At 70.4% G+C, this 25,120-nt stretch carries 19 protein-coding genes and 1 pseudogene; 14 read left to right on the plus strand and 6 right to left on the minus strand.

Annotated elements, in window-relative coordinates:
- The first annotated feature begins 35 nt into the window (after nucleotides 1–35).
- The 7 genes and pseudogenes from ADK64_RS34495 (at nucleotide 36) to ADK64_RS34520 (ending at nucleotide 8,441) form a co-directional block, all read left to right on the plus strand.
- The gene (locus ADK64_RS34495; protein WP_053665659.1) at nucleotides 36–1,187 is read left to right on the plus strand and encodes a Gfo/Idh/MocA family protein; all 1,152 of its coding nucleotides are present in this window, start codon (nucleotides 36–38) and stop codon (nucleotides 1,185–1,187) included.
- The gene (locus ADK64_RS34500) at nucleotides 1,184–2,335 is read left to right on the plus strand and encodes a dihydrodipicolinate synthase family protein (protein ID WP_053665661.1); all 1,152 of its coding nucleotides are present in this window, start codon (nucleotides 1,184–1,186) and stop codon (nucleotides 2,333–2,335) included. Before ADK64_RS34495 ends, ADK64_RS34500 begins: the two co-directional genes overlap by 4 nt.
- Nucleotides 2,336–2,367: 32 nt before the next feature.
- Complete coding sequence (locus ADK64_RS34505) at nucleotides 2,368–3,165, plus strand: sugar phosphate isomerase/epimerase family protein (RefSeq protein WP_053665826.1); 798 nt, start codon at nucleotides 2,368–2,370, stop codon at nucleotides 3,163–3,165.
- Between the two features lie 159 nt (nucleotides 3,166–3,324).
- Nucleotides 3,325–3,684 (plus strand): hypothetical protein, encoded by a 360-nt coding sequence (locus tag ADK64_RS34510; protein ID WP_234384810.1) that lies wholly within the window; start codon nucleotides 3,325–3,327, stop codon nucleotides 3,682–3,684.
- Nucleotides 3,685–4,029: 345 nt separating this feature from the next.
- Nucleotides 4,030–5,820, plus strand: a pseudogene (locus ADK64_RS47865) (DNRLRE domain-containing protein); the annotation flags it as partial.
- A 258-nt stretch (nucleotides 5,821–6,078) separates the two neighbouring features.
- On the plus strand, nucleotides 6,079–7,995 hold the full coding sequence (locus tag ADK64_RS47870) for an amidase domain-containing protein (RefSeq protein WP_234384825.1): 1,917 nt from the start codon (nucleotides 6,079–6,081) through the stop codon (nucleotides 7,993–7,995).
- Nucleotides 7,996–7,997: 2 nt separating this feature from the next.
- Complete coding sequence (locus ADK64_RS34520) at nucleotides 7,998–8,441, plus strand: hypothetical protein (RefSeq protein WP_053665665.1); 444 nt, start codon at nucleotides 7,998–8,000, stop codon at nucleotides 8,439–8,441.
- Nucleotides 8,442–8,521: 80 nt separating this feature from the next.
- Here ADK64_RS34520 and rbsD read toward each other — a convergent pair whose 3' ends face one another.
- The 5 genes from rbsD to ADK64_RS34545 are packed head-to-tail and all read right to left on the minus strand — an operon-like array spanning nucleotide 8,522 to nucleotide 14,327.
- Nucleotides 8,522–8,902 carry a D-ribose pyranase gene (gene rbsD / locus ADK64_RS34525; RefSeq protein ID WP_053665667.1) on the minus strand — a complete coding sequence of 127 codons (381 nt, stop codon included), beginning with the start codon at nucleotides 8,900–8,902 and terminating at the stop codon, nucleotides 8,522–8,524.
- Nucleotides 8,899–9,801, minus strand: a complete 903-nt coding sequence (locus ADK64_RS34530) for a ribokinase (RefSeq protein WP_053665669.1) — start codon at nucleotides 9,799–9,801, stop codon at nucleotides 8,899–8,901. The genes rbsD and ADK64_RS34530 overlap by 4 nt, the downstream gene beginning before the upstream one ends.
- 38 nt (nucleotides 9,802–9,839) lie before the next feature.
- Nucleotides 9,840–11,792 carry a substrate-binding domain-containing protein gene (locus ADK64_RS34535; RefSeq protein ID WP_053665671.1) on the minus strand — a complete coding sequence of 651 codons (1,953 nt, stop codon included), beginning with the start codon at nucleotides 11,790–11,792 and terminating at the stop codon, nucleotides 9,840–9,842.
- The gene (locus ADK64_RS34540) at nucleotides 11,782–13,314 is read right to left on the minus strand and encodes a sugar ABC transporter ATP-binding protein (RefSeq protein ID WP_053665673.1); all 1,533 of its coding nucleotides are present in this window, start codon (nucleotides 13,312–13,314) and stop codon (nucleotides 11,782–11,784) included. Before ADK64_RS34540 ends, ADK64_RS34535 begins: the two co-directional genes overlap by 11 nt.
- The gene (locus tag ADK64_RS34545; RefSeq protein WP_053665675.1) at nucleotides 13,311–14,327 is read right to left on the minus strand and encodes a LacI family DNA-binding transcriptional regulator; all 1,017 of its coding nucleotides are present in this window, start codon (nucleotides 14,325–14,327) and stop codon (nucleotides 13,311–13,313) included. The genes ADK64_RS34540 and ADK64_RS34545 overlap by 4 nt, the downstream gene beginning before the upstream one ends.
- 233 nt (nucleotides 14,328–14,560) lie before the next feature.
- On the opposite strand from ADK64_RS34545, the gene ADK64_RS46790 reads away from it, so the two are divergent.
- The 5 genes from ADK64_RS46790 to ADK64_RS34570 all read left to right on the plus strand — a co-directional run bounded on the left by ADK64_RS46790 (nucleotide 14,561) and on the right by ADK64_RS34570 (nucleotide 19,926).
- Nucleotides 14,561–14,758: a hypothetical protein gene (locus tag ADK64_RS46790; protein ID WP_053665677.1), complete on the plus strand. Its 198-nt coding sequence runs from the start codon at nucleotides 14,561–14,563 to the stop codon at nucleotides 14,756–14,758.
- A 90-nt stretch (nucleotides 14,759–14,848) separates the two neighbouring features.
- Nucleotides 14,849–15,118, plus strand: coding sequence for a dihydrofolate reductase family protein (locus tag ADK64_RS46795; protein WP_234384811.1), 270 nt, complete (start codon nucleotides 14,849–14,851; stop codon nucleotides 15,116–15,118).
- A 375-nt stretch (nucleotides 15,119–15,493) separates the two neighbouring features.
- On the plus strand, nucleotides 15,494–17,542 hold the full coding sequence (locus tag ADK64_RS34560; RefSeq protein WP_053665679.1) for a flavin monoamine oxidase family protein: 2,049 nt from the start codon (nucleotides 15,494–15,496) through the stop codon (nucleotides 17,540–17,542).
- Complete coding sequence (locus ADK64_RS34565; protein ID WP_053665681.1) at nucleotides 17,539–19,368, plus strand: thiamine pyrophosphate-binding protein; 1,830 nt, start codon at nucleotides 17,539–17,541, stop codon at nucleotides 19,366–19,368. The genes ADK64_RS34560 and ADK64_RS34565 overlap by 4 nt, the downstream gene beginning before the upstream one ends.
- 48 nt (nucleotides 19,369–19,416) lie before the next feature.
- Complete coding sequence (locus ADK64_RS34570; RefSeq protein WP_053665683.1) at nucleotides 19,417–19,926, plus strand: inclusion body family protein; 510 nt, start codon at nucleotides 19,417–19,419, stop codon at nucleotides 19,924–19,926.
- Between the two features lie 54 nt (nucleotides 19,927–19,980).
- On the opposite strand, the gene ADK64_RS34575 is transcribed toward ADK64_RS34570, so the two are convergent.
- On the minus strand, nucleotides 19,981–20,790 hold the full coding sequence (locus tag ADK64_RS34575; protein ID WP_324614476.1) for a hypothetical protein: 810 nt from the start codon (nucleotides 20,788–20,790) through the stop codon (nucleotides 19,981–19,983).
- A 165-nt stretch (nucleotides 20,791–20,955) separates the two neighbouring features.
- On the opposite strand from ADK64_RS34575, the gene ADK64_RS34580 reads away from it, so the two are divergent.
- Both ADK64_RS34580 and ADK64_RS34585 read left to right on the plus strand, forming a co-directional pair.
- On the plus strand, nucleotides 20,956–23,304 hold the full coding sequence (locus ADK64_RS34580; protein ID WP_199829786.1) for an ATP-dependent RecD-like DNA helicase: 2,349 nt from the start codon (nucleotides 20,956–20,958) through the stop codon (nucleotides 23,302–23,304).
- A 129-nt stretch (nucleotides 23,305–23,433) separates the two neighbouring features.
- A complete protein-coding gene (locus ADK64_RS34585) occupies nucleotides 23,434–24,723 on the plus strand; it encodes a citrate synthase (RefSeq protein ID WP_053665687.1) in 1,290 nt (429 codons plus the stop codon).
- The last annotated feature ends 397 nt before the right edge of the window (nucleotides 24,724–25,120 follow it).

Raw genomic sequence — 25,120 nt, forward strand, 5'->3', positions numbered from 1 at the left:
GATCGGGGCGCGCGGCGCCCACAGAGGGGACTGACGTGACACGCAAGACGGTGCGTATCGCCATGAACGGCGTGACCGGGCGCATGGGCTACCGCCAGCACCTCGTCCGGTCGATCCTCGCCCTGCGCGAGGCGGGCGGCCTCGACCTCGGCGACGGCACCGTGCTGTGGCCGGAGCCCGTCCTGCTCGGCCGCCGTGAGCACGCGCTGCGGGAGATCGCCGAGCGGCACGGTCTGGAGGAGGTCTCGACGGACATCGACGCGGTCCTCGCGGACGACGGCGTGGACATCTACTTCGACTCCCAGGTCACCTCCGCCCGTGAGGAGGCGCTCCGGAAGGCGATCGCGGCCGGAAAGCACGTCTACACCGAGAAGCCGACGGCGACGGGCCTGGCGGGCGCCCTCGAACTCGCCCGCCTCGCCCACGCCAAGGGCGTCAAGCACGGCGTCGTGCAGGACAAGATCTTCCTGCCGGGCCTGCTGAAGCTGAAGCGGCTCATCGACGGCGGGTTCTTCGGGCGGATCCTCTCCGTCCGGGGCGAGTTCGGCTACTGGGTCTTCGAGGGCGACTGGCAGCCCGCCCAGCGCCCCTCCTGGAACTACCGCGCCGAGGACGGCGGCGGCATCGTCGTCGACATGTTCCCGCACTGGGAGTACGTCCTGCACGAGCTGTTCGGCCGCGTGAAGTCCGTCCAGGCCCTCGCCACCACCCACGTCGCGCAGCGCTGGGACGAGAACGGCAAGCCCTACGACGCCACGGCGGACGACGCGGCCTACGGCATCTTCGAGCTGGACGGCGGTGCCGTCGCCCAGATCAACTCCTCCTGGGCGGTACGCGTCAACCGCGACGAACTGGTGGAGTTCCAGGTCGACGGCACCGAGGGCTCGGCGGTGGCGGGCCTGCGCAACTGCCGTGTCCAGCATCGCAGTTCGACCCCCAAGCCGGTGTGGAACCCGGACATCCCGGCGACGGAGGTCTTCCGCGACCAGTGGCAGGAGGTGCCGGACAACGGGGACTTCGACAACGGCTTCAAGGCCCAGTGGGAGCTGTTCCTCAAGCACGTCTACGCCGACGCGCCGTACCACTGGGACCTGCTGGCCGGCGCCCGTGGAGTGCAGCTCGCCGAACTGGGCCTGAAGTCGTCGGCCGAGGGCAGCCGTATCGAGGTGCCGGAGGTCGCGCTGTGACGATCCGGCTTCCTTCGGCGGGCGGCGCGCTGCGGACGTACGAGCCCCGCACCGGCCCGCTGGTCATCTCGTCCGGCACCCCCTTCAGCTCCCGTACGGTCTTCTCGGCGGCCCACGTGGTCGCCGACCCGTACGCGGACGTGTCCCCCGACGCGCCCGCCGCCGTCGACTGGGACGCCACCCTCGCCTTCCGCCGCCACCTGTGGTCCCACGGGCTCGGCGTCGCCGAGGCGATGGACACCGCCCAGCGCGGCATGGGCCTGGACTGGGCGGGCGCGGCCGAGCTGGTCCGGCGCAGCGCGGCCGAGGCACGGTCGGTCGGCGGCCGGATCGCGTGCGGGGTCGGCACCGACCAGATCACGGGCGGCTCCCTGGCGGAGATCCGCGCGGCCTACGAGGAACAGCTCGCGGTCGTGGAGGAGTCGGGCGCCCGGGCGATCCTGATGGCGTCGCGGGCCCTGGCCGCTGTGGCCTCCGGTCCGGAGGACTACCTGGAGGTCTACGGCCACCTCCTGCGCCAGGCGGCCGAACCGGTGATCCTGCACTGGCTGGGCCCGATGTTCGACCCGGCGCTGGAGGGCTACTGGGGCTCGCCCGACCTGGACGCGGCGACGGAAGTGTTCCTGGAGGTCGTCGCGGCCCACCCGGACAAGGTCGACGGCATCAAGGTGTCCCTGCTGGACGCCCGGCGCGAGATCGGCCTGCGCCGCCGTCTCCCGCACGGAGTCCGCTGCTACACCGGCGACGACTTCCACTACCCCGAGCTGATCGCGGGCGACGACCAGGGCTTCAGCCACGCCCTGCTCGGCATCTTCGACCCGCTGGGCCCGCTGGCCGCCGAGGCGGTCCGGGTCCTGGACACGGGGAACACGGCCGGCTTCCGCGCACTGCTGGACCCGACGGTCGAGCTGTCCCGCCACCTCTTCCAGGCCCCGACCCGTTTCTACAAGACCGGCGTGGTCTTCCTGGCCTGGCTCGCGGGCCACCAGGGGCACTTCACGATGGTCGGCGGTCTCCAGTCGGCACGCTCCCTCCCGCACCTGGCCCGCGCGTACGAACTCGCCGACGGCCTCGGCCTGTTCCCGGACCCGAAGCTCGCCGAGGAACGGATGAAGAACCTGCTAGCCCTGTACGGAGTGGACCAGTGAGCGTTGATCTCGCGCGCTTCAGCATCAACCAGATGACGGTGAAGCAGCTTCCGCTGCCCGAACTGGCCCACGCGTGCGGACAGTCGGGCATCGGCCAGGTGGGCCTGTGGCGCGAGCCGGTCCAGGCGTACGGCCTGGAGGCGGCGGCGAAACTGATCCGCGAGGCGGGCCTGACGGTGACGACCCTGTGCCGGGGCGGCTTCTTCACGGCGATCGACCCGGCCGGGCGGGCGAAGGCGCTGGACGACAACCGGCGGGCGATCGAGGAGGCGGCGACCCTCGGCACGGACACGCTCGTCCTGGTCTCCGGCGGCCTGCCGGCCGGCTCCAGGGACCTGCGCGGGGCACGGGAGCGGATCGCCGACGCCCTCGCCGAGCTGGGCCCGTACGCCGAGGACCACGGCGTCCGCCTGGCCATCGAGCCCCTGCACCCGATGTACGCCTCCGACCGCTGCGTCGTCTCGACCCTGGCCCAGGCGCTGGACCTCGCGGAACGCTTCCCGGCGCGGCAGGTGGGCGTCGCGGTGGACACGTACCACATCTGGTGGGACGACCAGGCGCCCGCGCAGATCGCCCGCGCGGGCGCGGGCGGCCGTATCCACACCTTCCAACTCGCCGACTGGATCACCCCGTTGCCCGAGGGCGTCCTCAACGGCCGGGGCCAGATCGGCGACGGCGCGATCGACATGCGCGAGTGGCGGGGGTACGTGGAGGCGGCCGGCTACACCGGCCCGATCGAGGTGGAGCTGTTCAACGACGAGCTGTGGGCGCGGGACGGGCGGGAGGTGCTGGCGGAGACGGCGGAGCGTTTCCACAGCGCATTCCTGTAACCGCGGCTAAATTCTGTGAAAGAGACAGGTATTCCTGTGGAATACCTGTCTCTTTTTCTTTTTCGAGAAATTCAGGAACCGGCGAAACCGCAGGTCGTGTCTGTACGGCTGAGTCCGCCGCAAGGGTGGATGGAGAACAACTCAGTTCAAGGAGTTTTCATGAAGAAGATGGCCACCGCCGCAGTTTCCCTGGTTTCCGTCGCACTGGTCGTGGGCGGCGCCACGGCCGCCACCGCGGCCCCCGCTCCCCACCCGACCCTCACCCTCTCGGCGGGCGACACCCACGTGAGGCTCGGCGACAAGGTGCTCCTTTCCGGCCGTGCCGCCGGTCTGAAGGAGGGCAGCAAGGTCACGCTCCAGGAGAAGCGCGGCGCCCAGTGGGTCAACCTGCCGGTGACCACCACGGTCAAGCGCGGCGGCTACCGCCTCGCGGAGAAGGCGAACCGCAAGGGCGTCCAGATCATCCGCACCAAGGACGGCGGGGCCGTTTCCAAGGCCGTGACCATTTCGGTCCGTTGATGAGCCGATGAGGTGAGGGGCTTGCCCGACCGCCGGTCCGGGCAGGCCCTTCGCTTTTCAGTCGCGGATGTGGCCCTGCTTTACGGCGGTGAGGAAGCTTGCCCAGTCGTTGGTGGAGAAATGGGGGGGCGTAGGCGTCCGGCGCGGCTGGGATGACGGGCGAACGACGGGATTCCGGGCATGCGCGTTCCCGTGCGACCCATGATCATTGTCACCTGTGGGGCGGTCGGGTGGATCTGCGGATAGATAGCTGTAAAACGGTCATTGGCTGTCATGTGGGCATCGCGGCACCTCCTAGACTTTGCCATCGCATTACTCGCTATTGACCAAAGGCTTGAGCAACACATGCGCATACCCAAGGCCGGTGTCACCGGCCTGGTCCTCCTGTCCGTCCTGCTGCCGACGGCACCGGCGTACGCCACCGCGCCTTTGCGGCAGGACGCCCCGGTACCGGCCGCCACGACGGCCCCTGACGTTCCGTCCGCCCTCGCCGCCGCCCGCCGCACCGGCGACCGTGTGGAGGCCCTGTCCGAGCGGACCGAGACCGCCACCACCTGGGTGCACGCCGACGGCTCCCTGACCACGGAACTGACCGCGGGCCCGGTCCGCTTCGAACGCGACGGCCGCTGGGTCGCCGTCGACACCGACCTGGCCGCCCGCCCGGACGGCTCCGTCGCCCCCAAGGCGCACCCCGCCGACCTGACCCTGGGCGGCCCCGGTGGGCGGACGGCCGACTCGCTCGCCGACACCCGTACGGCCAGACCCCGTGACCTCGTCACCCTCGGCGAGGGCGACCGGCAGGTCACCCTCCAGTGGAAGGGCGGTCTGCCCAAGCCCCGGTTGGACGGCAACCGGGCCGAGTACCCCGAGGCGGTGCCCGGCGCCGACGTGGTCGTGGAGGCCACCCGGACCGGCTTCGAGCAGTACGTCGAGATCAAGGAGCGCCCCGAGCCCGGCGAGGACAAGGGCGCCTATCGGTACACCCTGCCGCTGCGGGCCGAAGGGCTGAAGGTCGGGCACCAGCCCGACGGCAGCGTGCTGTTCACCGACCGGCGCACCGGCCAGGAGCGCGCCGTCATGCCGGCGCCGGTGATGTGGGACGCCACCGTCGACGAGCGCTCCGGCGAGCACACCCGCCGGGTCGCGGTGGACATGGAGGTCGTGGAGAAGGGCGACGACTCCTTCGATCTCGTGGTGACGCCCGACGCCGGCTTCCTGGCCGACCCGAAGACCCGTTACCCGGTGACCGTCGACCCGTCCACCTCGGCGCTGAGCAACGTCTTCGACACCTACGTCCAGCAGGGCGAGACCCGCGACTGGTCCACCGACACCGAGCTGGACTTCGGCAACCCGGGCACGAAGAACGCGGGCGGCAGCCCTCGTACGGCCCGTTCGTTCCTCACCTGGGGCACCGCCCCCGTCGCGGACGCCCTGGTCAGCAGCGCCAGACTGAACCTGTGGAACTTCCACTCGGCCAACACCGACTGCAAGCCGCAGGCCTGGGAGGTCTGGTCGGCCGACGCGGCGACCACGGCCAGCCGCTGGACCAACCAGCCCGCGACACAGAAGAAGTACGCCACCTCCACCGAGACCAAGGGCAACCCGGCCTGCGGCGCCGACGGCTGGATCGGCGCCGACGTGACGGCCCTCGTACAGACCTGGGCCTCGGCCAAGGCGCCGAAGGGCACGATGGCCCTGCGGGCCGCGGACGAGTCCGCCGTCGCCCCCTGGAAACGCGTCAACTCGGCCAACGCGACCGCGAACCCGCCGAAGCTGACCGTCACGTACAACTTCCGTCCGCGCTCCGGCAACAACCGGCAGGCCGGACCGCCGTACGTGAAGGACGCCTCCGGCACCTGGCAGGTCGACACCACCACGCCGACGCTGCGCGACACGTTCTCCGACAAGGACGGCGACCGGATCAACGGCACCTTCGAGGTCGTCGAGGCCGCCACCGGCAAGCGCGTCGGCGAGTACCTCGTCTCGCCGTACGTCGACTCGGGGCGCCCCGCCGCCGTCACCCTGCCCGACGGACTGCTGAAGGACGGCACCACCTACCGCTTCCGCACCAGCCCCTACGACGGCACCCACTACAACCTCGCCTGGTCGGAGTGGACCACGTTCACGGTGCAGACCGGCCGCAGGCCCGGCGGGCTGCCCGACATGCCGCAGGCGCTGGAGCAGGGCGCGACCGACACCCTCACCCCGCTCCTTTCCGGCGTGGCCTCCAGTCCCGAACAGGGCCGTGTGCGCGCCGAGTTCGCCCTGCGCGACGAGGACGGCAAGCCGCTCGACGGCGTGCACGTGCCCGACGCCTGGGTGGACAGTGGCCGGCGGGCGGCGGCCCAGGTGCCGACGGGCGCGCTGCGCTCCGGTACGACGTACCTGTGGGCGATGCGTTCCTGCACCGACGCCGGCTGCTCGGCCTGGTCGTACGAGCAGGAGTTCACCGCGTCCGACCAGCCGGGCCCCAAGGCGCCGGACACCAAGTCGCTGACGCTGAGCGGCACGTCGCTGGACGACGCCACCGCCGCCGTGCGCGAGGACGGCCCGGCGGTGCGCGACGAGCGGCTCGTGCTGGACGCCGACCACACCGCCTGGTTCAAGCCCGACCTCACCAAGGTGCCCGCCGGAGCGAGGATCGCCGGGGCCAGGCTGCGGCTGACGCCCGTGAGCGGTACCGAACGGCCCGCCGAGATCTACGAGTTGCTCGACCCGTGGACGGCCCCGCAGAAGGGCAAGGACCTCCCGGACCTGCTCGACGAGGCTCCTTTCGGTGACGCCGCCCGCCCCGCCGACCAGGATCTCACCGCGGTCGTCCAGTCCTGGCTGGAGCAGGGGAGCGGCGAGGGCCTCGCGCTGCGGCCGCCCTCCGGTGACCGGCAGGCCGTCGCCTACCACTCCGGCCGGGCCAAGGACGCCGCCCAGCGGCCCCGCCTGGTGATCGACTACGTTCCCCCGGCCGCCCCCGGCCGCCCGCAGGACGTCCGCGCCACCTCCGGCGCCGGCGGACTGCTGGCCACCTGGAACCCGCCGCAGGACGACGGCTCGGCCGGCGACGGCCCCGCGTACACGGTCGTCGTGCGCAAGGAGGACGGCAGCGAGGCCGCCCGTGTGACCACGCCCGCCCCCCGCGCCGTCGTCACCGGACTCGCGGACAAGACCGCCTACCGCGTCTTCGTCCAGGCCCGCACCGACCACGGCACCAGCCCCGACGCCACCGCCGGGCCGGTGACCACCGCGGGCGTCCCGGGCGGCGCCACCGCCTACCGGGAGATCGTCCAGCAGTACCTCGACGCCCGGGCCGGGCTCCTCACCGGCCGCCACACCACCGCGGCCGCCGCGCTCGCCGCCAGTACCCGCGGGACGTCCTTCGCGGACCTGCTGAACGCCCAGGCCCCGGCCCTGATCGACTCCCGCGAGGCCCTCGCCCGGCACGACAGCACCTACACCGACGCCTCGGTGAAGCTGTCCGACGTCCTGGTCGGCACCGACGCCGACGGCGCCGTCTTGCTGCGCGCGGCGGTCGAGGAGTCGGCCCAGCTGAAGCAGGACGGCGCCGCCGAGCCGGACGAGGGGCGCCAGGAGCAGCGGTTCACCTTCAGCAGCAACGGCGGCGCCCCGATCCTGCACCTGGCGGCCGACGCCCCGGCCGCCGAGACCGTGCTGACCGAGGCACCCTCCGCCTGGAACGGCCTGGACGTGGCCCCGCCCGACGCCCAGGACGCCGACGAGGTCCCGGACGAGCCCATCGCCCTGGACGCCGACGGCTTCCCGGCCGAGGAGAAGACGGCCGCGTCCCCCGTGGCCCTGCGCGCCGCCGCGGTCTCCGGTTCCGGCACCGCCAACTGGGCCTCGAAGAACATCAACACCAAGTGGGAGTACGGCCAGGACTGCACGAACTTCGTGTCCAAGGCCCTCTACCACGGCGGCAAGATGAAGACCCGCTCCGGCGGCCGCAAGCACGACCGCGCCTGGTGGCAGCAGTACTACCTGTTCGGCACGATCAAGAACAAGAGCTACACCTGGTCGGGCGCCGAGAACTTCCGCCGCCACATGACCAGGTACCGGCACGCCCCGTCGGTGTCGCAGAAGAACGCCCGGCCCGGCGACATCGTCATGTTCAAGTGGAAGAAGGAGAAGGTCTACAACCACGCGGCGGTCGTGGTCGGCAACAACGGCCGGAACATCCAGCTCCGCCAGCACGGCGGCGTCAACAAGACCACGCTGAGCGCGGCCATCGCCCGCTACCGCCACAAGGCCAACTACATCGAGCGCGTGATCATCCTGCGCCCGAAGTCGAGGAGCTGACCGTGAAACCGCGCCACATCCGGGCCGCCGCCCTCGCGCTCGCACTCGGCGCCGCCCTGACGGCCTGCGGCGACGACCACCTGGACTACCGGACCGATTACGCGAACCACCGTCCGCTGCGCGTCACCGGCCACCCCAGCACGGGCAGTCTGGAAACGGTCCAGAAGGTCGTCTGGCACCTCGCCGACCAGGACGCCGACGGCCTCGCCGCCCTGAACACCGAGGGCGGCGACGCGGGTCCGGCGGCCCGCGCCTGGGTCAAGGCCTACGGCAGGGCGGCCCGGTCCGAGGTGAGCGCCGACTTCCTCGACGAGGGCTCGGTGCGCCAGGACGTGGTCCTGCACTTCTCCGGCCCCCGCCGCACACAGGAACTCACGGTGCGGATCGGGAAGGACGACGCCTGGGGCATCGTCCTGGACGACCCGGAGCCGCAGCCGCGGTCCTGAGGCACGCGGAGGGGGCGTGCCCGGTCGCCCGACCGGGGCACGCCCCCCTGCGCCCGGCACGTCCGGGCGCTGTCCGGGCGCTAGAAGAACACCCCGCACCGCAGCAGCACATTCGCGTACGGCCGGGCCTCCCCGGTGCGGATCACCAGCCGGGCGCCCGCCGACAGCTCCTTCAGCCGCTCGTGCGGGACCAGTTCCAGGTCCCGGAAGTGGCCCTCCAGCACCGCCCGGTTGGGGCCGCGCAGCTCCCGCGCCGCCGTCGCGCCCTCCACCACCAGCTCGGCCAGCAGCCCGTCCAGCACCTCGGCGAACGACGGCACCCCCGCACGGAACGCCAGGTCCACCACGCGCGGCCCGGCCGGGACCGGCATGCCCGCGTCGCACACCAGCACCCCGTCACCGTGCCCCAACTCGGCCAGCGCGCCGGCGAGATGGCGGTTGAGGATCCCCGCCTTCTTCACAGGGAGTCGACCTCCTGCGCCGTCGGGTACGACTCCTGCGCACCCCGCCCGGTCACAGCGGCCGCGCCGACCCGGGCCGCGTAGCCCGCCGCCTCGGCCAGACCCGCGCCCGACCCCAGCTTCCAGCCCAGGGCCGCGGTGAAGGCATCGCCCGCGCCCGTGGTGTCCACCGCGTCCACCTTCACCGACGCCACCCGCGTCACCCCGGAGCCGTCGCACACCAGAGCACCCTCGGCCCCCAGGGTCACGACCACCGAGCGCGGCCCCTTGGCCAGCAGCAGCTTCGCCCAGTCCTCGGGTTCCTCGCTCACACACGCGTCGCCGAGGACGACCCGGGCCTCGTGCTCGTTGACGATCAACGGGTCGCAGGCCGCCAGGACCTCCGAGGGCAGCGGCCGCGGCGGCGACGGGTTCAGTACGAAACGGCTGTCCGGGGACAGGTTCCGTACGACCTCCACGACCGTCTCCAGCGGGATCTCCAGCTGCGTCGACACCACCCGGGAGGCATGGAAGAGGCTGCCCGCCGTCCGCACGTCCGCCGGGGTGAGCCGGGCGTTGGCGCCGGGTGACACCACGATGCTGTTGTCCCCTTCGGGGTCGACGGTGATCAGCGCCACGCCCGTCGGCGCCCCGCCCACCAGCACGCCGACCGTGTCGACGCCCGCCGCGCGCAGGGAGTCGAGCAGCAGCCGGCCGTGGCCGTCGTCGCCGACCCGGGCCAGCAGGACCGTACCCGCGCCGAGCCGGGCGGCGGCGACCGCCTGGTTGGCGCCCTTGCCGCCCGGGTGGACGGCCAGGTCACCGCCGAGCACCGTCTCGCCGGCGGCGGGCCGCCGCTCGACGTCGATCACGAGGTCGGCGTTGGCCGAACCCACGACCAACAGGTCGTAGTCGTACATCAGTTGACTCCCCTGAGAGATGATCCGGGCGCCCGTTGTCAGCCGGTGAATCCGGCCACGTTGTCCTTCGTGACCACCTTCACCGGTACCTTCACCGTCGGCTCCACCTTCTTGCCCTGCACGGCCTTCAGCGCGTTGTCCACGGCGATCCTTCCCAGCTGCGAGGGCTGCTGGGCGACCGAGGCGTACAGCGTGCCGTCCTTCACCGCCGTCAGCCCGTCGGGGGTGCCGTCGAAGCCGACCACCTGGACCGATGTGCCGGCCTTGGAGCCGAGCGCCTTGATCGCGCCGAGCGCCATCTCGTCGTTGGCGGCGACGACACCCTGCACATCGGGGTGGGCCTGGAGCAGGTTCGCCATCACGTCGAGGCCCTTGGTGCGGTCGAAGTCGGCGGGCTGCTGGGCCAGCACCTGGATGCCGGGGTAGGCCTTCAGGCCGTTCGCGAAGCCCTGCGCCCGCTCCCGGGCCGCCGACGTGCCCGCCTGGCCCTGGAGGATCACGATCCTGCCCTTGCCGCCGAGCTTCTCGGCGATCGCCTTGGCGGCCAGCTCACCGCCGGCCACGTTGTCGGACGCCACCAGGGTGTCCACGTCGGCCTTGTTGACACCGCGGTCGACGGCGACGACCGGGATCTTCGCCTGGTCGGCGGCCTTCACCGAGTTGCTCGCCGCGTCCGAGTCCACCGGGTTGACGATGATCGCGCCGAGGCCCGAACTGGTGAAGTTCTGCAACTGGTTGGCCTGCTGCGAGGCGTCGTTCTGGGCGTCGGTGACGGTCAGGTCCACCCCCAGCTTCTTCGCCTCGGCCTGGGCACCGGCCCGGATCTGCACGAAGAACGGGTTGTTGAGGGTGGACAGCGACAGACCCATGCGCGGGTTCGCCGAGGACGACGAGCCGGTGTGCAGGAAGGAGGTCGCGCCGACGACCGCCACGGTGACGACGGCCGCGAGGGCGTACGTCACCGCCTGCTTGCCCCTGCTGCCCCCGCCCGGCCCGCCCGCCACCGGGCTCGCCCCGGCCTTGCGGCGCACGGTGTCCAGCAGCACCGCCAGCGCGATGACGACACCGATCACGACCTGCTGCCAGAACGCCGACACGGAAAGCAGGTTGAGACCGTTGCGGAGCACCGCCAGGATCAGCGCGCCGATCAGCGTGCCGGACGCCTTGCCCGTGCCGCCCGCCAGCGAGGCACCGCCGATGACGACCGCCGCGATCGCGTCCAGCTCGTAGCCGTCGGCGGCCTGCGGCTGCGCCGAGGACAGCCGGGAGGCGAGCACGATGCCCGCGACGGCCGCGAAGACCCCGGACAGCGCGTAGATCGCGAGCTTCTGCCTCGGTACGCGCAGCCCGGACAGCCGCGCCGCCTCCTCGTTGCCGCCGATGGCGTACATGGAGCGACCGATGTACGTGCGCCCCAGCACGAGCGCGGCGATCAGCCCCATGACGACCATGACCAGCACCGGCACCGGCAGCCAGCCGCCGAGCGTGTCACCGAGGTGCGAGACCGAGTCGGGGAAGGCGATGGGGGAACCCTGCGAGATCACGAGGGCCAGACCGCGCCCCACGGACAGCATGGCCAGCGTCGCGATGAACGGCGGCAGCTTGCCGTAGGCGATGAGGAAACCGTTCACCAGCCCCGCCACGACTCCCGTGGCGAGACCGAGCAGCACCGCGAGCGGCACCGGCACCCCGTGCTGCGTGGCGCTCCAGGCCAGCACGGTCGCCGACAGCGCGGCGACGGAGCCGACCGACAGATCGATACCGGCCGAGACGATCACGAACGTGACACCGAAGGCGAGGATCGCCGTGACAGCGGCCTGCACACCGATGTTGAGCAGATTGTCGGTCGTCAGGAAGTCCCCGGACAGCGCCGAGAGGGCGATGACCAGGACGATCAGCGCGGTCAGCGCGCCGTTGTCGAGGAGCAGCCGGCGCAGGCCGCCCGGGGCGCCACTCGCGCCCGTCGTGCTCTTGAGCGTGTCAGTGGCCACGGCTGGCCTCCTTCTCGGTGTCCTGCTCGGCGGTGGGGGTGGAGACGGCGAGCGCCATGACGGCGTCCTGGGTGGCCTCGTCGGCCGCGAGTTCACCGGCGATCCGGCCCTGGGCCATGACCAGCACCCGGTCGCTCATGCCGAGCACCTCCGGCAGATCACTGGAGATCATGAGCACGGCGGCACCGGCGGACGTCAGCTCATTGATCAGCTGGTAGATCTCGACCTTGGCGCCGACGTCGATTCCGCGCGTCGGCTCGTCGAGGATCAGCACCTTGGTGTCGGCCAGCAGCCACTTGCCGATGACGACCTTCTGCTGATTGCCGCCGGACAGGGTGCGCACATGCTGCCCGAGCCCGGCCATCCGCACGCCCAGCTGTGCGGCGATCCGCTCGGCGGCGACGTGCTGCCCCTTGCGGTCGACCAGCCCGGCCCGGGTGGCGGACCGCATGGTGACGAGCCCGAGGTTCTCCCCGACGGAGGCGTCGAGGACGAGCCCCTGCCCCTTGCGGTCCTCGGGTACGAGCCCGATCCCGGCGGCCATGGCGGCGTTCACGTCATGCCGCCTGAGGGGCGTACCGGAGACGGTGACGACCCCGCCGTCGTACGGATCGGCCCCGAACACGGCCCGCACGACCTCGGTACGGCCGGCGCCCACGAGCCCGGCGATCCCGACGACCTCCCCGGCGTGCACCTCGAAGCTCACGTCGTGGAAGACCCCGTCCCGGGTGAGCCCGTCGACGCCGAGCAACGCGGCACCGCGGTCGGCCCGCCGCCTCGGATACTGCTGCTCGATCGACCGCCCGACCATGAGCCGTACCAGCTCGTCCTCGGGGGTAGAGGCGGGTACCTGCCCGACGCTCCTGCCGTCCCGGATGACGGTGACCCGGTCCCCGAGGGCGGCGATCTCCTCCAGGTGATGGGTGATGAAGACGATCCCGACGCCGTCCTCGCGCAGCGAGCGCACGATGCCGAAGAGCTTCTCCACCTCCTCCGAGGTGAGCACGGCGGTCGGCTCGTCCATGATGAGCACGCGCGCGTCCAGGCTGAGCGCCTTGGCGATCTCGACCATCTGCAGCCGGGCGATGCCGAGTTCCCGCACACGCGCGCGTGGCGACACGTCGACGCCCACGCGTGCGAGGAGGGTTTCGGCCTCGGCCTCCATCCGCTTGCGGTCGATCAGCCCGAAGCGGCGAGGCTGCCGCCCGAGGAAGATGTTCTCGGCGACGGTGAGATCGGGCACCAGATTGAACTCCTGGTAGATGGTGGCGATCCCGAGTCGCTCGGCGTCCTGCGCACCGTGGATCCGCACGACCCGGCCACCTGCCAGGATCCGCCCGCCATCGGGCGTGTACGCCCCGGAGAGCATCTTGATGAGCGTGCTCTTGCCGGCGCCGTTCTCACCGAGCAGCACGTGGACCTCGCCCCGGCGCAGATCGAAGTCGACGCCGTCGAGCGCGACCACGCCGGGGAAGGTCTTGCGTATGCCCTCGATGCGCAGCAACTCGTCCGGGTTGCTCACGACGTGCTCCTGTTCTTCGGGGAAGGCTCGCCGCACGAGCGGCGCACGACGAGCCGGGCGGGCAGGGTGACGGACCGGGGGGTCCGCCCCTCGATGCGATCGACGAGGGCCCGCACAGCGGCCCTTCCCAATGCACCGGTCGGCTGGGCGATGGCGGTGACGGGCGGGTCGGTGTGCACGAACCAGGGGATGTCGTCGAACGCGGCCAGCGCGATGTCGTCCGGAACGCGCAGCCCACGCGCGCGTACGGCATCCAGCGCGCCGAGCGCCATGAGGTTGTCGGCGGCGAAGACGACGTCCGGCGGCTCCGGAAGATCCAGGAACCCCTCCGTGACCCGCCGCCCGCTCTCGGCCTGGAAGTCGCCCTGGCCTGTGTATGCGTCGGGGAGCGCGAGCCCGTACTCGGCCAGGGCGGCCCGGAACGCCTCCACGCGCTCACTGCCGGTGGTCGTGGCGGCGGGCCCGGCGATGATGGCGAGCCGCCGATGCCCGAGCGCGCACAGATGGGCGACGAGATCCCGTACGGCCTCCCGCCCGTCGGCCCGCACGACGGGCACGTCCACGCCCGGGATCCACCGGTCGACGAACACCATCGGGGTCCCGGCCCGAGCGGCGTCGAGCATGAGCGGCGACCCGCCGTCCGTGGGCGACACGAGCAGCCCGTCGATCCGCCGGTCCAGCAGATTCCGCACGTGGTGGTCCTGCAGCTCGGGCTGCTCGTCGGCGTTGCCGATGATCACGCTGTACCCGAGGGTCCGTGCTTCCTCCTCGACGGAACGGGCCAGCTCGGTGAAGTACGGATTCAGCACGTCGCTGATCACGAGCCCGAGGGTGTGGGTCTGGTCGGTGCGCAGGGAGCGGGCGACGGCGTTGGGCCGATACCCCAGCTCTTCGACGGCGGCCAGCACACGTGCGCGTGCGTCGGCACTGACCGACGGGTGCGCGTTCAGGACACGCGACACCGTGGCCACGGACACCCCGGCCGCAGCGGCGACATCCTTGATACTCGCCAACGCCGGCTCACCTCCTCGTGAGACTCCTTGTCGGAACAGGCGTGTAATCGATTCCACGCCGTGCCGTAGGAGGGATTGGAATCGATTACACGGGGTGGAGGCAAGGGGGTGCGGGGTGGCCGAAACACAATCGTGACCGGGGCGGGGGAGCGGTGAGTTTCGAGGCGGAGCCGAGTCCATCACGGTGCGGGGGGGCCTGCGAGGGATGACGAGAAGCGGCGAGAGGAACGGCCATGGACGCCAAGCCCCGCCAGGACGCCACCGCAGGAAAGATGCTCTGGCACTTCACCATGTTGCTGGACGGGTTCGTGGCCGGGCCGGACCATGCGATGGACTGGATGACGGGCCTCCCGCCCCGGCCCAGCCTCATCGACGCGTACGTCCGGACGACCGGCGCAGTGTTGGGCGGCCGGGACGGCTGGAACGCCTGACCCGACCCCGGCGCCGTCTACGGCGGCGCCGGGACGGGTCCACTGTTCGTCCTCACGCACCACCCCGAGGTTGCGCGGCCCGCCGGCGGGGTGACCTTCCTGCACTGCAACGTGGCCGAGGCGGTCCGGATCGGGCCGGCGTCCGCCAGCGGCATGAACCTCGAAGTCTTCTCGCCCGCGATCGGCCGGCGGCTCCTGGAGCGCCGGCTGATCGACGAGGTTGATCTGCATATCGTGCCCGTGTTGCTCGGCGAGGGAATCCGACTGTTCGAAAATCCGGGCGGCACGCCCGTACGGCTCGCACGGCTCAATGGTGACGATTGCTCGGCGGTGGTGCACCTTCGGTATCGCCCGACCTGAGAGCGGAGGATCGACCAGGGTGCGGCGCGACCGGAAATCCGAATGAACGTACGGGCGCTCGGCATCGAGCCCACGTTGGCCGGATGCATAGGTCAACTCGTCTGCTTCGGCCGTCTGTTGGGGGAAGTTGGCTGACGGTTTTAACGACGGGCGGGCGGTGAGGTCTGCGCGACTTCGCCTCCGGAATATCACATTCTGCAAGAGAATTGTTTTTCAGTCGCATCCTCCTCCCCCTCCCGTCCCTCGGGAATCTTCTGTCTTCGCGAGGGTAATCCAAGTAAGTAGAAATCACGTCACCCGCCCCCTCGGCGTTTTCCGGACTTTGTCCCCGAGGTGAACCGCGAAACCGTTTCCGCATATCTACGATCGCAGGCTATGACCGACAATCCACGGGACAACTCCGCCACCCGTGCCCGCTGGCAGACATGTCTCAGGCTGGCCCGGGAACTCTTACTCGTCGGACCCGGCGGCGAGGACCTCAAGCTCGCATACCTGCACACCCTGATAGACACGGGCCGCCTCGGCCCCACCCGGCACCCGCGCAAGAAGATCCTCGTCATCGGCGCCGGCGTCACCGGCCTCGTCGCCGCCGGACTGCTCAAGGACGCCGGTCACGACGTCACCGTCCTGGAGGCGAACGCCAACCGTGTCGGCGGACGCGTCAAGACCTTCCGCACCACCGAGCACCACCAGCCCTTCGCCGACCCGGCCCAGTACGCCGAGGCCGGGGCGATGCGGTTGCCCGACTTCCACCCGCTCGTCCTCGCCCTCGTCGACAAGCTGGGACTCGGCCGGCGCCAGTTCTACAACGTGGACATCGACCCAGGTACCGGCAGCGGCCCCGACGTCCCCGTCCCGCCGGTGACGTACAGCTCCTTCACCGGTCGGACCTGGAGCTACGGCGACGACAGCCCGGAGTTCTGCGAGCCCGACAAGCGGGGCAACTCCTGGATCCGCGCCAACCGCGTCCAGGTCCGGCGCGCCGACTACGCCACCGCCCCCGAGCGGATCAACGAGGGCTTCCACCTCCCCGACGACGAGGTCCGCGCCCCCGTCGTACAGATGGTGGACGCCGCGCTGGAGAGCGTACGGGACTACTACTCCGACGTCGTCGACGGCAAGCGGGTCAACAAGCCCGTCCAGCAGTGGATCGAGGGTTGGGCCCGGGTGATCCGCGACTTCGACGGCTACTCGATGGGCGCCTTCCTGCGCGACCGCGCCGGGCTCAGCGACGAGGCGGTCGAGGCCCTCGGCACCCTGGAGAACATGTCCTCGCGGCTGTACCTGTCCTTCTTCCACAGCTTCCTGAGCCGCAGCGACATCAACCCCGCCGTCCGCTACTGGGAGATACCCGGCGGCAGTTGGCGCCTGCCGCACACCCTCCACCAGGGCCTGCTCGACGAGGTGCGGCTCGGGCAGCGCATGATCCGGCTGGAGTACCACGACCCCAGCCGCGACACCGACCCCGAGGGCACCGGCGCCGTCGGCCACGACGGCTGGGGCGTGGCCGTGCAGACCGTCGCCGAGGACGACCCGCAGGCACCGCCCCGCCTGTGGACGGCGGACCTGGCGATCGTCACCATCCCGTTCTCCTCCCTGCGCTTCGTCGAGATCGTCCCCTCCATGTCGTACAAGAAGCGCCGCGCGATCATCGAGACCCACTACGACCAGGCCACCAAGGTACTGCTCGAATTCAGCCACCGGTGGTGGGAGTTCACCGAGGACGACTGGCGGGACGAGCTGGAGAGCATCGCGCCGGGCCTGTACGCGTACTACCGCCGGGGCGACGACGCCGACACCGATTCCGTCTCCGCGCCTACGCTGCCCGAGCCGGAGGCGGGGCTGCTCGGCGCCGCCGTCAAGGACAGCGGTGTCACGGCGGAGATGCGCCGGCTCAACGGCTCCCTGCCGCTGCGCGGCCCCGCCGTCCGCCCCGCCACCCACTGCTTCGGCGGCGGCTCCGCCGCCGACAACCCCAACCGGTTCATGTACTACCCCTCGCACCCGGTCGAGGGCAGCACCGGCGGCGGCGTCGTCCTCGCCGCGTACTGCTGGTCCGACGACGCCGCGCGCTGGGACTCCATGCCGAAGACGGAGCGCTACGTCTACGCCCTGCGCAACCTCCAGGCCCTGCACGGCCGGCGCGTCGAGGTGTTCTTCACCGGCCGGGGCACCACCCAGAGCTGGGCCCGCGACCCCTACGCCTTCGGCGAGGCCGCCATCTACACCGCGCACCAGATGACCAGCTTCCACCTGGACGCCTCCCGGCCCGAGGGCCCGGTGCACTTCGCCGGCGAGCACACCTCCCTCAAGCACGCATGGATCGAGGGCGCGCTGGAGAGCGCCGTCCGCGCCGCCCTCGCCGTCCACCAGGCCCCGCCGGTCACCGACCCGGGCCCGGACCGGGAGGGGGAGTCCTCGTGAGCGCGACCACCTCCACCTGCACGGTCGCCCGCTATCTCGCCCTGCGGCTGGCCGAGTTGGGCATCACCCACCTCTTCGGCGTCCCCGGCAACCACCTCGGCCCGTTCCTGACCACCCTGCGGGCCGAGGGCGACGTCGAGTGGGTCGGCACGCCGACCGAGGGCGGCGCGGGCCAGGCCGCCGAAGCCTACGCCCGCATCCACGGCGTGGGCGCGGCGGCGGTCACGTACAGCGTGGGCGCGTTCAACCTGCTCAACGCCTGCGGCGGCGCGTACGTCGAGCAGATTCCGCTCATCGCCGTCAACGCCTGCCCGCCGTACGAGCAGTGGCAGAACTACCGGGCAGTCGGCCTGCTCACCTCCCACATGAGCCCCCGCGCGGAGAGCAACCTGGACGTCTACCGGCAGGTCACCGTGGACGCACAGGTCATCTCCCACCCGGGCCTCGCGCCCGCCCAGATCGACGCCGCGCTCACCGCGTCCGTCTCCGAGCGCCGGCCGGTCTATCTGGAGGTCATGGAGGACCTGTGGGACGAGCCGTGTCCCGCGCCGACGGAGCCGATCGTCCGCCGTGAACGGCCGTTCAGCACGCGCAACCAGACCATGCTGGAAGACTCCGTGCACGCGATCCTCACCCTGATCGAGGAACATCCGGGCCCGGACGGCAGGCCCCGCGCGATCGTGTGGGCAGGCGAGGAGATCGACCGGTTCCGCCTCGGCGAGGAACTGACCGACCTGGTGGAGGCCACCGGCGTACCGTTCTGCACGACCGTCGGCGCGAAGGCCGTCGTGGACGAGCACCTCCCGCAGTTCCACGGCGTGTACAACGGCAAGGCCAGCCACCCGGACGTGCACGCGATCTTCAAGGACTGGGCCACCTGCCGGATCGGGCTCGGCGCCTGGTCCACGTCCAAGAACCTCGGCGGCGAGCAGAACGTCGGCACGGACTGGGCGATGGCGGCGCACGGCGGCATCAGCGTCGGCACGTCGTACTTCCCCGACGTCCAGCTCGCCCACCTGCTGCCCGCCCTCCAGGACGCGCTGGTGAAGGAGTACGGCTCCGGGGGCCTGGCGGCCGACTACTACGCCGAGTCCTACAGCTACGGCGGAGCGCGGGCCGACCGCCCCGCCGGCCTGGCGCAGTACCGCGCCTCGCTGAGCATCGACCGCGCCCGGACCCGGAACGCCGAACACCTCACGTACGACGGCCTGTTCGACCGGATCAACCACTTCCTGGGCGAGGAGACCGGGGAGGACTGGACGGTCGTGTCGGACGCCGCGTTCTCCCTCATCGGCTCGATGAACCTGTTCCTGGCCGCGGGCGGGTTCCTGTCCCAGGTCGGCTGGCTGTCCATCGGCTGGTCGGTCGGCGCGGCCACCGGCGCGGCGCTCGCTCCCGAGCGGGAGAGCGCCCGCCCGATGGTGTTCGTCGGCGACGGCTCCTTCCAGGAGACCTGCCAGGAGATCTCCACCCACACCCGGCTCGGGCTGCGCTCGGTGGTGTTCGTCCTGGACAACGGACACTTCTACGGCATCGAGCAGATGCTGGTGCACCCCTCCTACTTCGCGGAGCGGAACCCCACCGAGCCGGACTTCTACAACGTCCTCCACCCCTGGCACTACGACCGCCTCGCGCAGGTCTTCGCCGGCGAGGGCAGCCCGGCGAACGGCGTCAGCATCGCCCACCCCACGGACCTGGACGCCCTGCTCTCACGCCTTACCGACCCGAGCGACCCGTACAACGCCGGCCCGCTCCTGGTCCGCGTCCGCCTGAACCGGCACGACTACCCGAGGGCGATGGCCTACAAGGTCTCGAAAGCCTCGTAACCGAAAAGCCTCGTAACCGAAAAGATTCGTCACCGAAGGGGTAAGGAAATGGCCGACCTGAACGTACTGATCTCGTTCGACGCGGCGACGATCGTCGAGCAGAACCCGAACGCGTCGAGGAACCCGGACGCACCGACCTACGCCGACCAGAGCCTCATCTACATGACGACGCGCCACGACCACATCGTCGGCACGTCGGGCGCGGAGCTGAACCTCCGGGCCGAACCCGGGGACACCATCCGCTGGCGGGAGACCACCCTCTCCCTCGGCAGTGACTACAAGGCGCTGCTGTACCGGTACGTGAGCAGCGACCGCGACCACACGCTCATCAGGACGCCGGAGATCGAGGTGGTCGACGGCGTCTATCCGGTCCCGAAGGAGGGGAGCGAGGGCAGCCCGGACTTCGTGACGCAGAGGTACCAGGACCACTACTGGCGCACGACCGTCAAGAGCGTCGGCAAGGTCGTGTACCACTTCTACTTCCAGATCCTCGACCGCCACCGGCAGTTGAAGGGGTACTTCCAGTGGGACCCCTTCATCACCATCGAAGACTCCTGAGCCCCACATGACGGCGGCGGCCCCGGGCTCCCCGGGGCCGCCGCCGTCTGTCCCTCATTTCTCGGCGAACAGCTCCTCCGCGTCCGTGGCGTGTACGGCTCGCTGGGCCCAGACTTCGAGCTGGTCGAGGTCGGTGCAGGTGCTGACCCGCTCCCGGACGGCGTCGGGGACGGGGACACCGCGCCATTCCAGCACGTGGAGCACCATCTCGGCCTTGGCCTCAAGCCGCCCCTGCTCCAGCCCCTGCTCTCGTCCTTCTTCGCGTACCTGCTCGGCGAGCGGGTGTCGCCAGAAGTACTGGATTGCCGTCATGAGGTCCCTCCACATCTGCTTCGCCTGAGGGGCGGTCAGGCAGGAGTCGACGAACTGCACGAAGACTGCGGCGCTGTCGGGGTCAATGGTCCGCAGGGCGGCGGCCAGGGATTCCAGTATGGCCGGGGCCTGCGGTCCGCGCCCGTGTGTCATGGCCGAGAGCACCGCAAGGGGTACGTCCTTCTCGGCCTGCCGTTCGTCCGCGATCACGGGCACGTTGTCCGGGCCGAGCACGAGGGGCCGTACGGTCAGCGACTCCCAGCCGGGGAAACCGAGCCGGATCGGGCGCGAGGCCCAGTGCGCGGTGCTGCTGCTCTGGGTGATGACGATGAGCACGGGCTCGCAGCGGTACTTCTCGAAGAGGTACGACAGGTAGTACGGCCAACTGCCCCGCTTGCGCTCGTCCACCTTCCCCTGTGACTCGACCACGAGGAGATAGGTCCCCTCGCCCGTCTCCGCCCGCAACAACGTGTCCACACGCCGCTCGACCGGTTCGATTTCCGTGAGGTCCACGTTCAGTGCGGCGATCTCGCGCGGTTCGGGGAAGAGCACGTGCAGTACCCGCTGTAACGCCCGCGTCAGCCCCTTGCCCAAGCCGGACCAAGACCCCCGCCCGAGCCGCCCTCACCTTCCCCGCCCCCGCCTTCGCCGTCTTCCTCGAAGCCCTGAAGGCGAAGGGGTGACCCGCTGTCACACCTCACCGGTACCGTCGAAGGCGTGACTCAACAGGCGGGGAACCCCACGACCGAGCGTCGGCTCGCCGTGCTCGAAGGTGTGCTGGAGCGGATCACGTACGCCAACGAGGAGAACGGCTACACGGTCGCCCGGGTCGACACCGGAAGAGGCGCCGCGGACCTCCTCACGGTCGTCGGTGCGCTGCTCGGTGCCCAGGTCGGGGAGTCGCTGCGGATGGAGGGCCGGTGGGGCTCGCACGCCCAGTACGGCAAGCAGTTCCACGTCGAGAACTACACGACCCTCCTGCCCGCCACCGTCCAGGGCATCCGGCGTTACCTCGGCTCCGGCCTGGTCAAAGGCATCGGACCCGTCTTCGCCGACCGCATCACGCAGCACTTCGGGCTCGACACCCTCCAGATCATCGAGGAGGAGCCCAAGCGGCTCATCGAGGTGCCCGGACTCGGGCCGAAGCGGACGAAGAAGATCGCCGACGCCTGGGAGGAGCAGAAGGCGATCAAGGAGGTCATGCTCTTCCTCCAGACCGTCGAGGTGTCCACCTCCATCGCCGTGCGGATCTACAAGAAGTACGGCGACGCGTCGATCTCCGTCGTCAAGAACCATCCCTATCGGCTGGCCTCCGACGTCTGGGGCATCGGCTTTCTGACCGCCGACAAGATCGCCCAGTCCGTGGGCATTCCGCACGACAGTCCGGAGCGGGTGAAAGCCGGTCTGCAGTACGCGCTGTCGCAGGCCACCGACCAGGGCAACTGCTTCCTGCCCGAGGAGCGGCTGATCGCCGACGCGGTCAAGCTGCTCCAGGTAGACACCGGACTCGTCATCGAGTGCCTCGCCGAGCTGGCCCAGCCGGGGGAGGACGGCGAGGAACCGGGTGTCGTACGGGAGAAGGTGCCCGGGCCGGAGGGTGACGCGTCCGAACCCGTCACCGCCGTCTACCTCGTCCCCTTCCACCGCGCCGAACTCTCCCTCTCCGCCCAGCTCCTCCGCCTCCTGCGCACGGACCAGGACCGGATGCCGGGCTTCCGGGACGTCGACTGGGGCAAAGCCCTCGGTTGGCTGAAGTCCCGTACCGGTGCCGACCTCGCCCCCGAGCAGGAAGCCGCCGTCAGGCTCGCGCTCAGCGAGAAGGTCGCCGTCCTCACCGGCGGCCCCGGCTGCGGCAAGTCCTTCACGGTCCGCTCGATCGTGGAGCTGGCCCGCGCCAAGCGGGCCAAGGTGCTGCTCGCCGCGCCGACCGGGCGGGCCGCCAAGCGGCTGGCCGAGCTGACCGGCGCCGAGGCCTCCACCGTGCACCGGCTGCTGGAGCTGAAGCCCGGCGGGGACGCCGCCTACGACCGGGACCGGCCGCTCGACGCCGACCTGGTCGTGGTCGACGAGGCCTCCATGCTCGACCTGCTCCTCGCCAACAAACTGGTCAAGGCGGTGCCCCCGGGCGCCCACATCCTCTTTGTGGGCGACGTCGACCAGTTGCCCAGCGTCGGCGCGGGCGAGGTGCTGCGCGACCTGCTCGCCGACGGCAGCCCCGTCCCCGCCGTCCGGCTCACCCGCGTCTTCCGGCAGGCCCAGCAGTCCGGCGTCGTCACCAACGCGCACCGCATCAACGCCGGGCAGCATCCGCTCACCGACGGGCTGGGGGACTTCTTCCTCTTCGTGGAGGACGACACCGAGGAGGCCGGGCGGCTCACCGTGGACGTGGCCGCGCGGCGAATTCCGGCCAAGTTCGGGCTCGATCCGCGTCGGGACATTCAGGTCCTCGCGCCGATGCACCGGGGGCCCGCCGGGGCCGGCGCGCTCAACGGGCTGCTCCAGCAGGCCATCACGCCCGGCCGGCCCGATCTGCCCGAGAAGCGATTCGGCGGGCGGGTGTTCCGGGTCGGCGACAAAGTCACCCAGATTAGGAACAATTACGAGAAAGGGCAGAACGGTGTCTTCAACGGCACCGTGGGCGTCGTGACCTCGCTCGATCCGGTCGACCAGCGGCTCACGGTACTGACGGACGAGGACGAGGAGGTTCCGTACGAATTCGACGAACTGGACGAACTGGCACACGCGTACGCGGTGACCATTCACCGCTCGCAGGGGAGTGAATATCCCGCCGTGGTGATTCCCGTCACGACCGGAGCATGGATGATGCTCCAGCGGAACCTCCTCTACACGGCGGTCACCCGGGCCAAACGGCTCGTGGTCCTGGTCGGTTCGCGCAAGGCGATCGGGCAGGCGGTGCGCACGGTGTCCGCCGGACGACGGTGCACGGCCCTCGATTTCAGGCTGGCGTCACCTGCCGGACGGGCAGCGCAAAAAATGATCGATCAAACGAGTCGTGAAGGTCACAGAGCCCTTCCAGATGTCGGTCAAAGGGGGCAGGATGAGTAAGTTGGCGGCACTGAGTGCCGCCAATAGGCCCAATGGTCGACCCCGAGTGCACTCTCCTGCGCCAAATGGGGGATGGTAGAGACAGTCAGGGCACCTCGAAGAAGAGGCACAACGTCGGTGAGGGATGACGTGAGCGACAACTCTGTAGTACTGCGGTACGGCGACGGCGAGTACACCTACCCGGTGGTCGACAGCACCGTCGGCGACAAGGGCTTCGACATCGGGAAGCTCCGCGCCCAGACCGGTCTGGTGACTCTGGACAGCGGGTACGGCAACACGGCCGCCTATAAATCCGCTGTCACCTACCTCGACGGCGAGGCGGGCATCCTCCGCTACCGCGGCTACCCCATCGAGCAGCTGGCCGAGCGCTCCACCTTCCTCGAGGTGGCGTACCTGCTGATCAACGGCGAGCTGCCCACCGTCGACGAGCTGACGACGTTCCAGAACGACATCACGCGGCACACGCTGCTGCACGAGGACGTGAAGAACTTCTACAAGGGCTTCCCGCGCGACGCCCACCCGATGGCCATGCTGTCCTCGGTCGTCTCGGCGCTGTCCACCTTCTACCAGGACAGCCACAACCCGCACGACGAGAAGCAGCGCGACCTCTCCACGATCCGGCTGCTCGCGAAGCTTCCGACGATCGCGGCGTACGCGTACAAGAAGTCGATCGGCCACCCGTTCGTCTACCCGCGCAACGACCTCGGCTACGTCGAGAACTTCCTGCGGATGACCTTCTCCGTCCCGGCGCAGGAGTTCGACCTCGACCCGGTCGTCGTCGCCGCGCTCGACAAGCTGCTGATCCTGCACGCGGACCACGAGCAGAACTGTTCGACGTCGACGGTCCGCCTGGTGGGTTCGTCCCAGGCCAACATGTTCGCGTCGATCTCGGCCGGCATCAGCGCCCTGTGGGGTCCGCTGCACGGTGGCGCCAACCAGTCCGTGCTGGAGATGCTCGAGGGCATCCGCGACTCCGGCTCCGACGTCGACACCTTCATCCGCAAGGTGAAGAACAAGGAGGACGGCGTCCGCCTGATGGGCTTCGGCCACCGGGTCTACAAGAACTTCGACCCGCGCGCCAAGATCATCAAGGCCGCCGCGCACGACGTGCTCTCCGCGCTGGGCAAGGAGGACGAGCTCCTCGACATCGCCCTGAAGCTGGAGGAGCACGCCCTCTCCGACGACTACTTCGTGGAGCGCAAGCTCTACCCGAACGTGGACTTCTACACCGGTCTGATCTACCGGGCCATGGGCTTCCCGACCGAGATGTTCACGGTCCTGTTCGCCCTCGGCCGGCTGCCGGGCTGGATCGCCCAGTGGACCGAGATGATCAAGGAGCCGGGTTCCCGCATCGGCCGCCCGCGCCAGATCTACACGGGCGTCGTCGAGCGCGACTTCGTCCCGGTCGAGGAGCGCTGAGCGCACTGAGTGGCAGGGCCCGCCTTCGACCGGGTGGGCCCTGAAACAGCCGTAAAAAGCGGAAGGCGCCCTGCCGCCGGTCCCCCCACGGGCCGACGGTCAGGGCGCCTTCCCATGTCCCGGTGCGGATTCCCCCCACGGGATCCGGCCGGGCGCTCGGAGAGGACAGCGCCTGAATCGCTGCCTTGTGAGCAGAACGAGCAAAACTCGTCCCACTCCAGTGATGCGGTGCGATCTGCCGGGACATCGCACGCTGGGAGGGCCGCTCAAAGCTCCCCGGTGTACGTGCCCCGGCAACGCATCTCTGAGGAAGTCCCCCAAGACATCCCCAGATGCCGGCTGACGCCCCCCAAGACGCCGTACCGACATCGCCAACTTAGACCTTCGAACCCCTTCG

The organism is Streptomyces sp. MMG1121 (assembly GCF_001280015.1).
Taxonomy (GTDB): domain Bacteria; phylum Actinomycetota; class Actinomycetes; order Streptomycetales; family Streptomycetaceae; genus Streptomyces.

Excerpts from the sequence above, each read along its gene's own strand:
- ADK64_RS34505 (WP_053665826.1), top strand. The coding sequence starts at position 2,368 with ATGACGGTGAAGCAGCTTCCGCTGCCCGAACTGGCCCACGCGTGCGGA.
- ADK64_RS34510 (WP_234384810.1), top strand. The coding sequence starts at position 3,325 with ATGAAGAAGATGGCCACCGCCGCAGTTTCCCTGGTTTCCGTCGCACTG.
- ADK64_RS47870 (WP_234384825.1), top strand. The coding sequence starts at position 6,079 with ATGCGTTCCTGCACCGACGCCGGCTGCTCGGCCTGGTCGTACGAGCAG.
- ADK64_RS34530 (WP_053665669.1), bottom strand. The coding sequence starts at position 9,801 with ATGTACGACTACGACCTGTTGGTCGTGGGTTCGGCCAACGCCGACCTC.
- ADK64_RS46790 (WP_053665677.1), top strand. The coding sequence starts at position 14,561 with ATGGACGCCAAGCCCCGCCAGGACGCCACCGCAGGAAAGATGCTCTGG.
- ADK64_RS34560 (WP_053665679.1), top strand. The coding sequence starts at position 15,494 with ATGACCGACAATCCACGGGACAACTCCGCCACCCGTGCCCGCTGGCAG.
- ADK64_RS34570 (WP_053665683.1), top strand. The coding sequence starts at position 19,417 with ATGGCCGACCTGAACGTACTGATCTCGTTCGACGCGGCGACGATCGTC.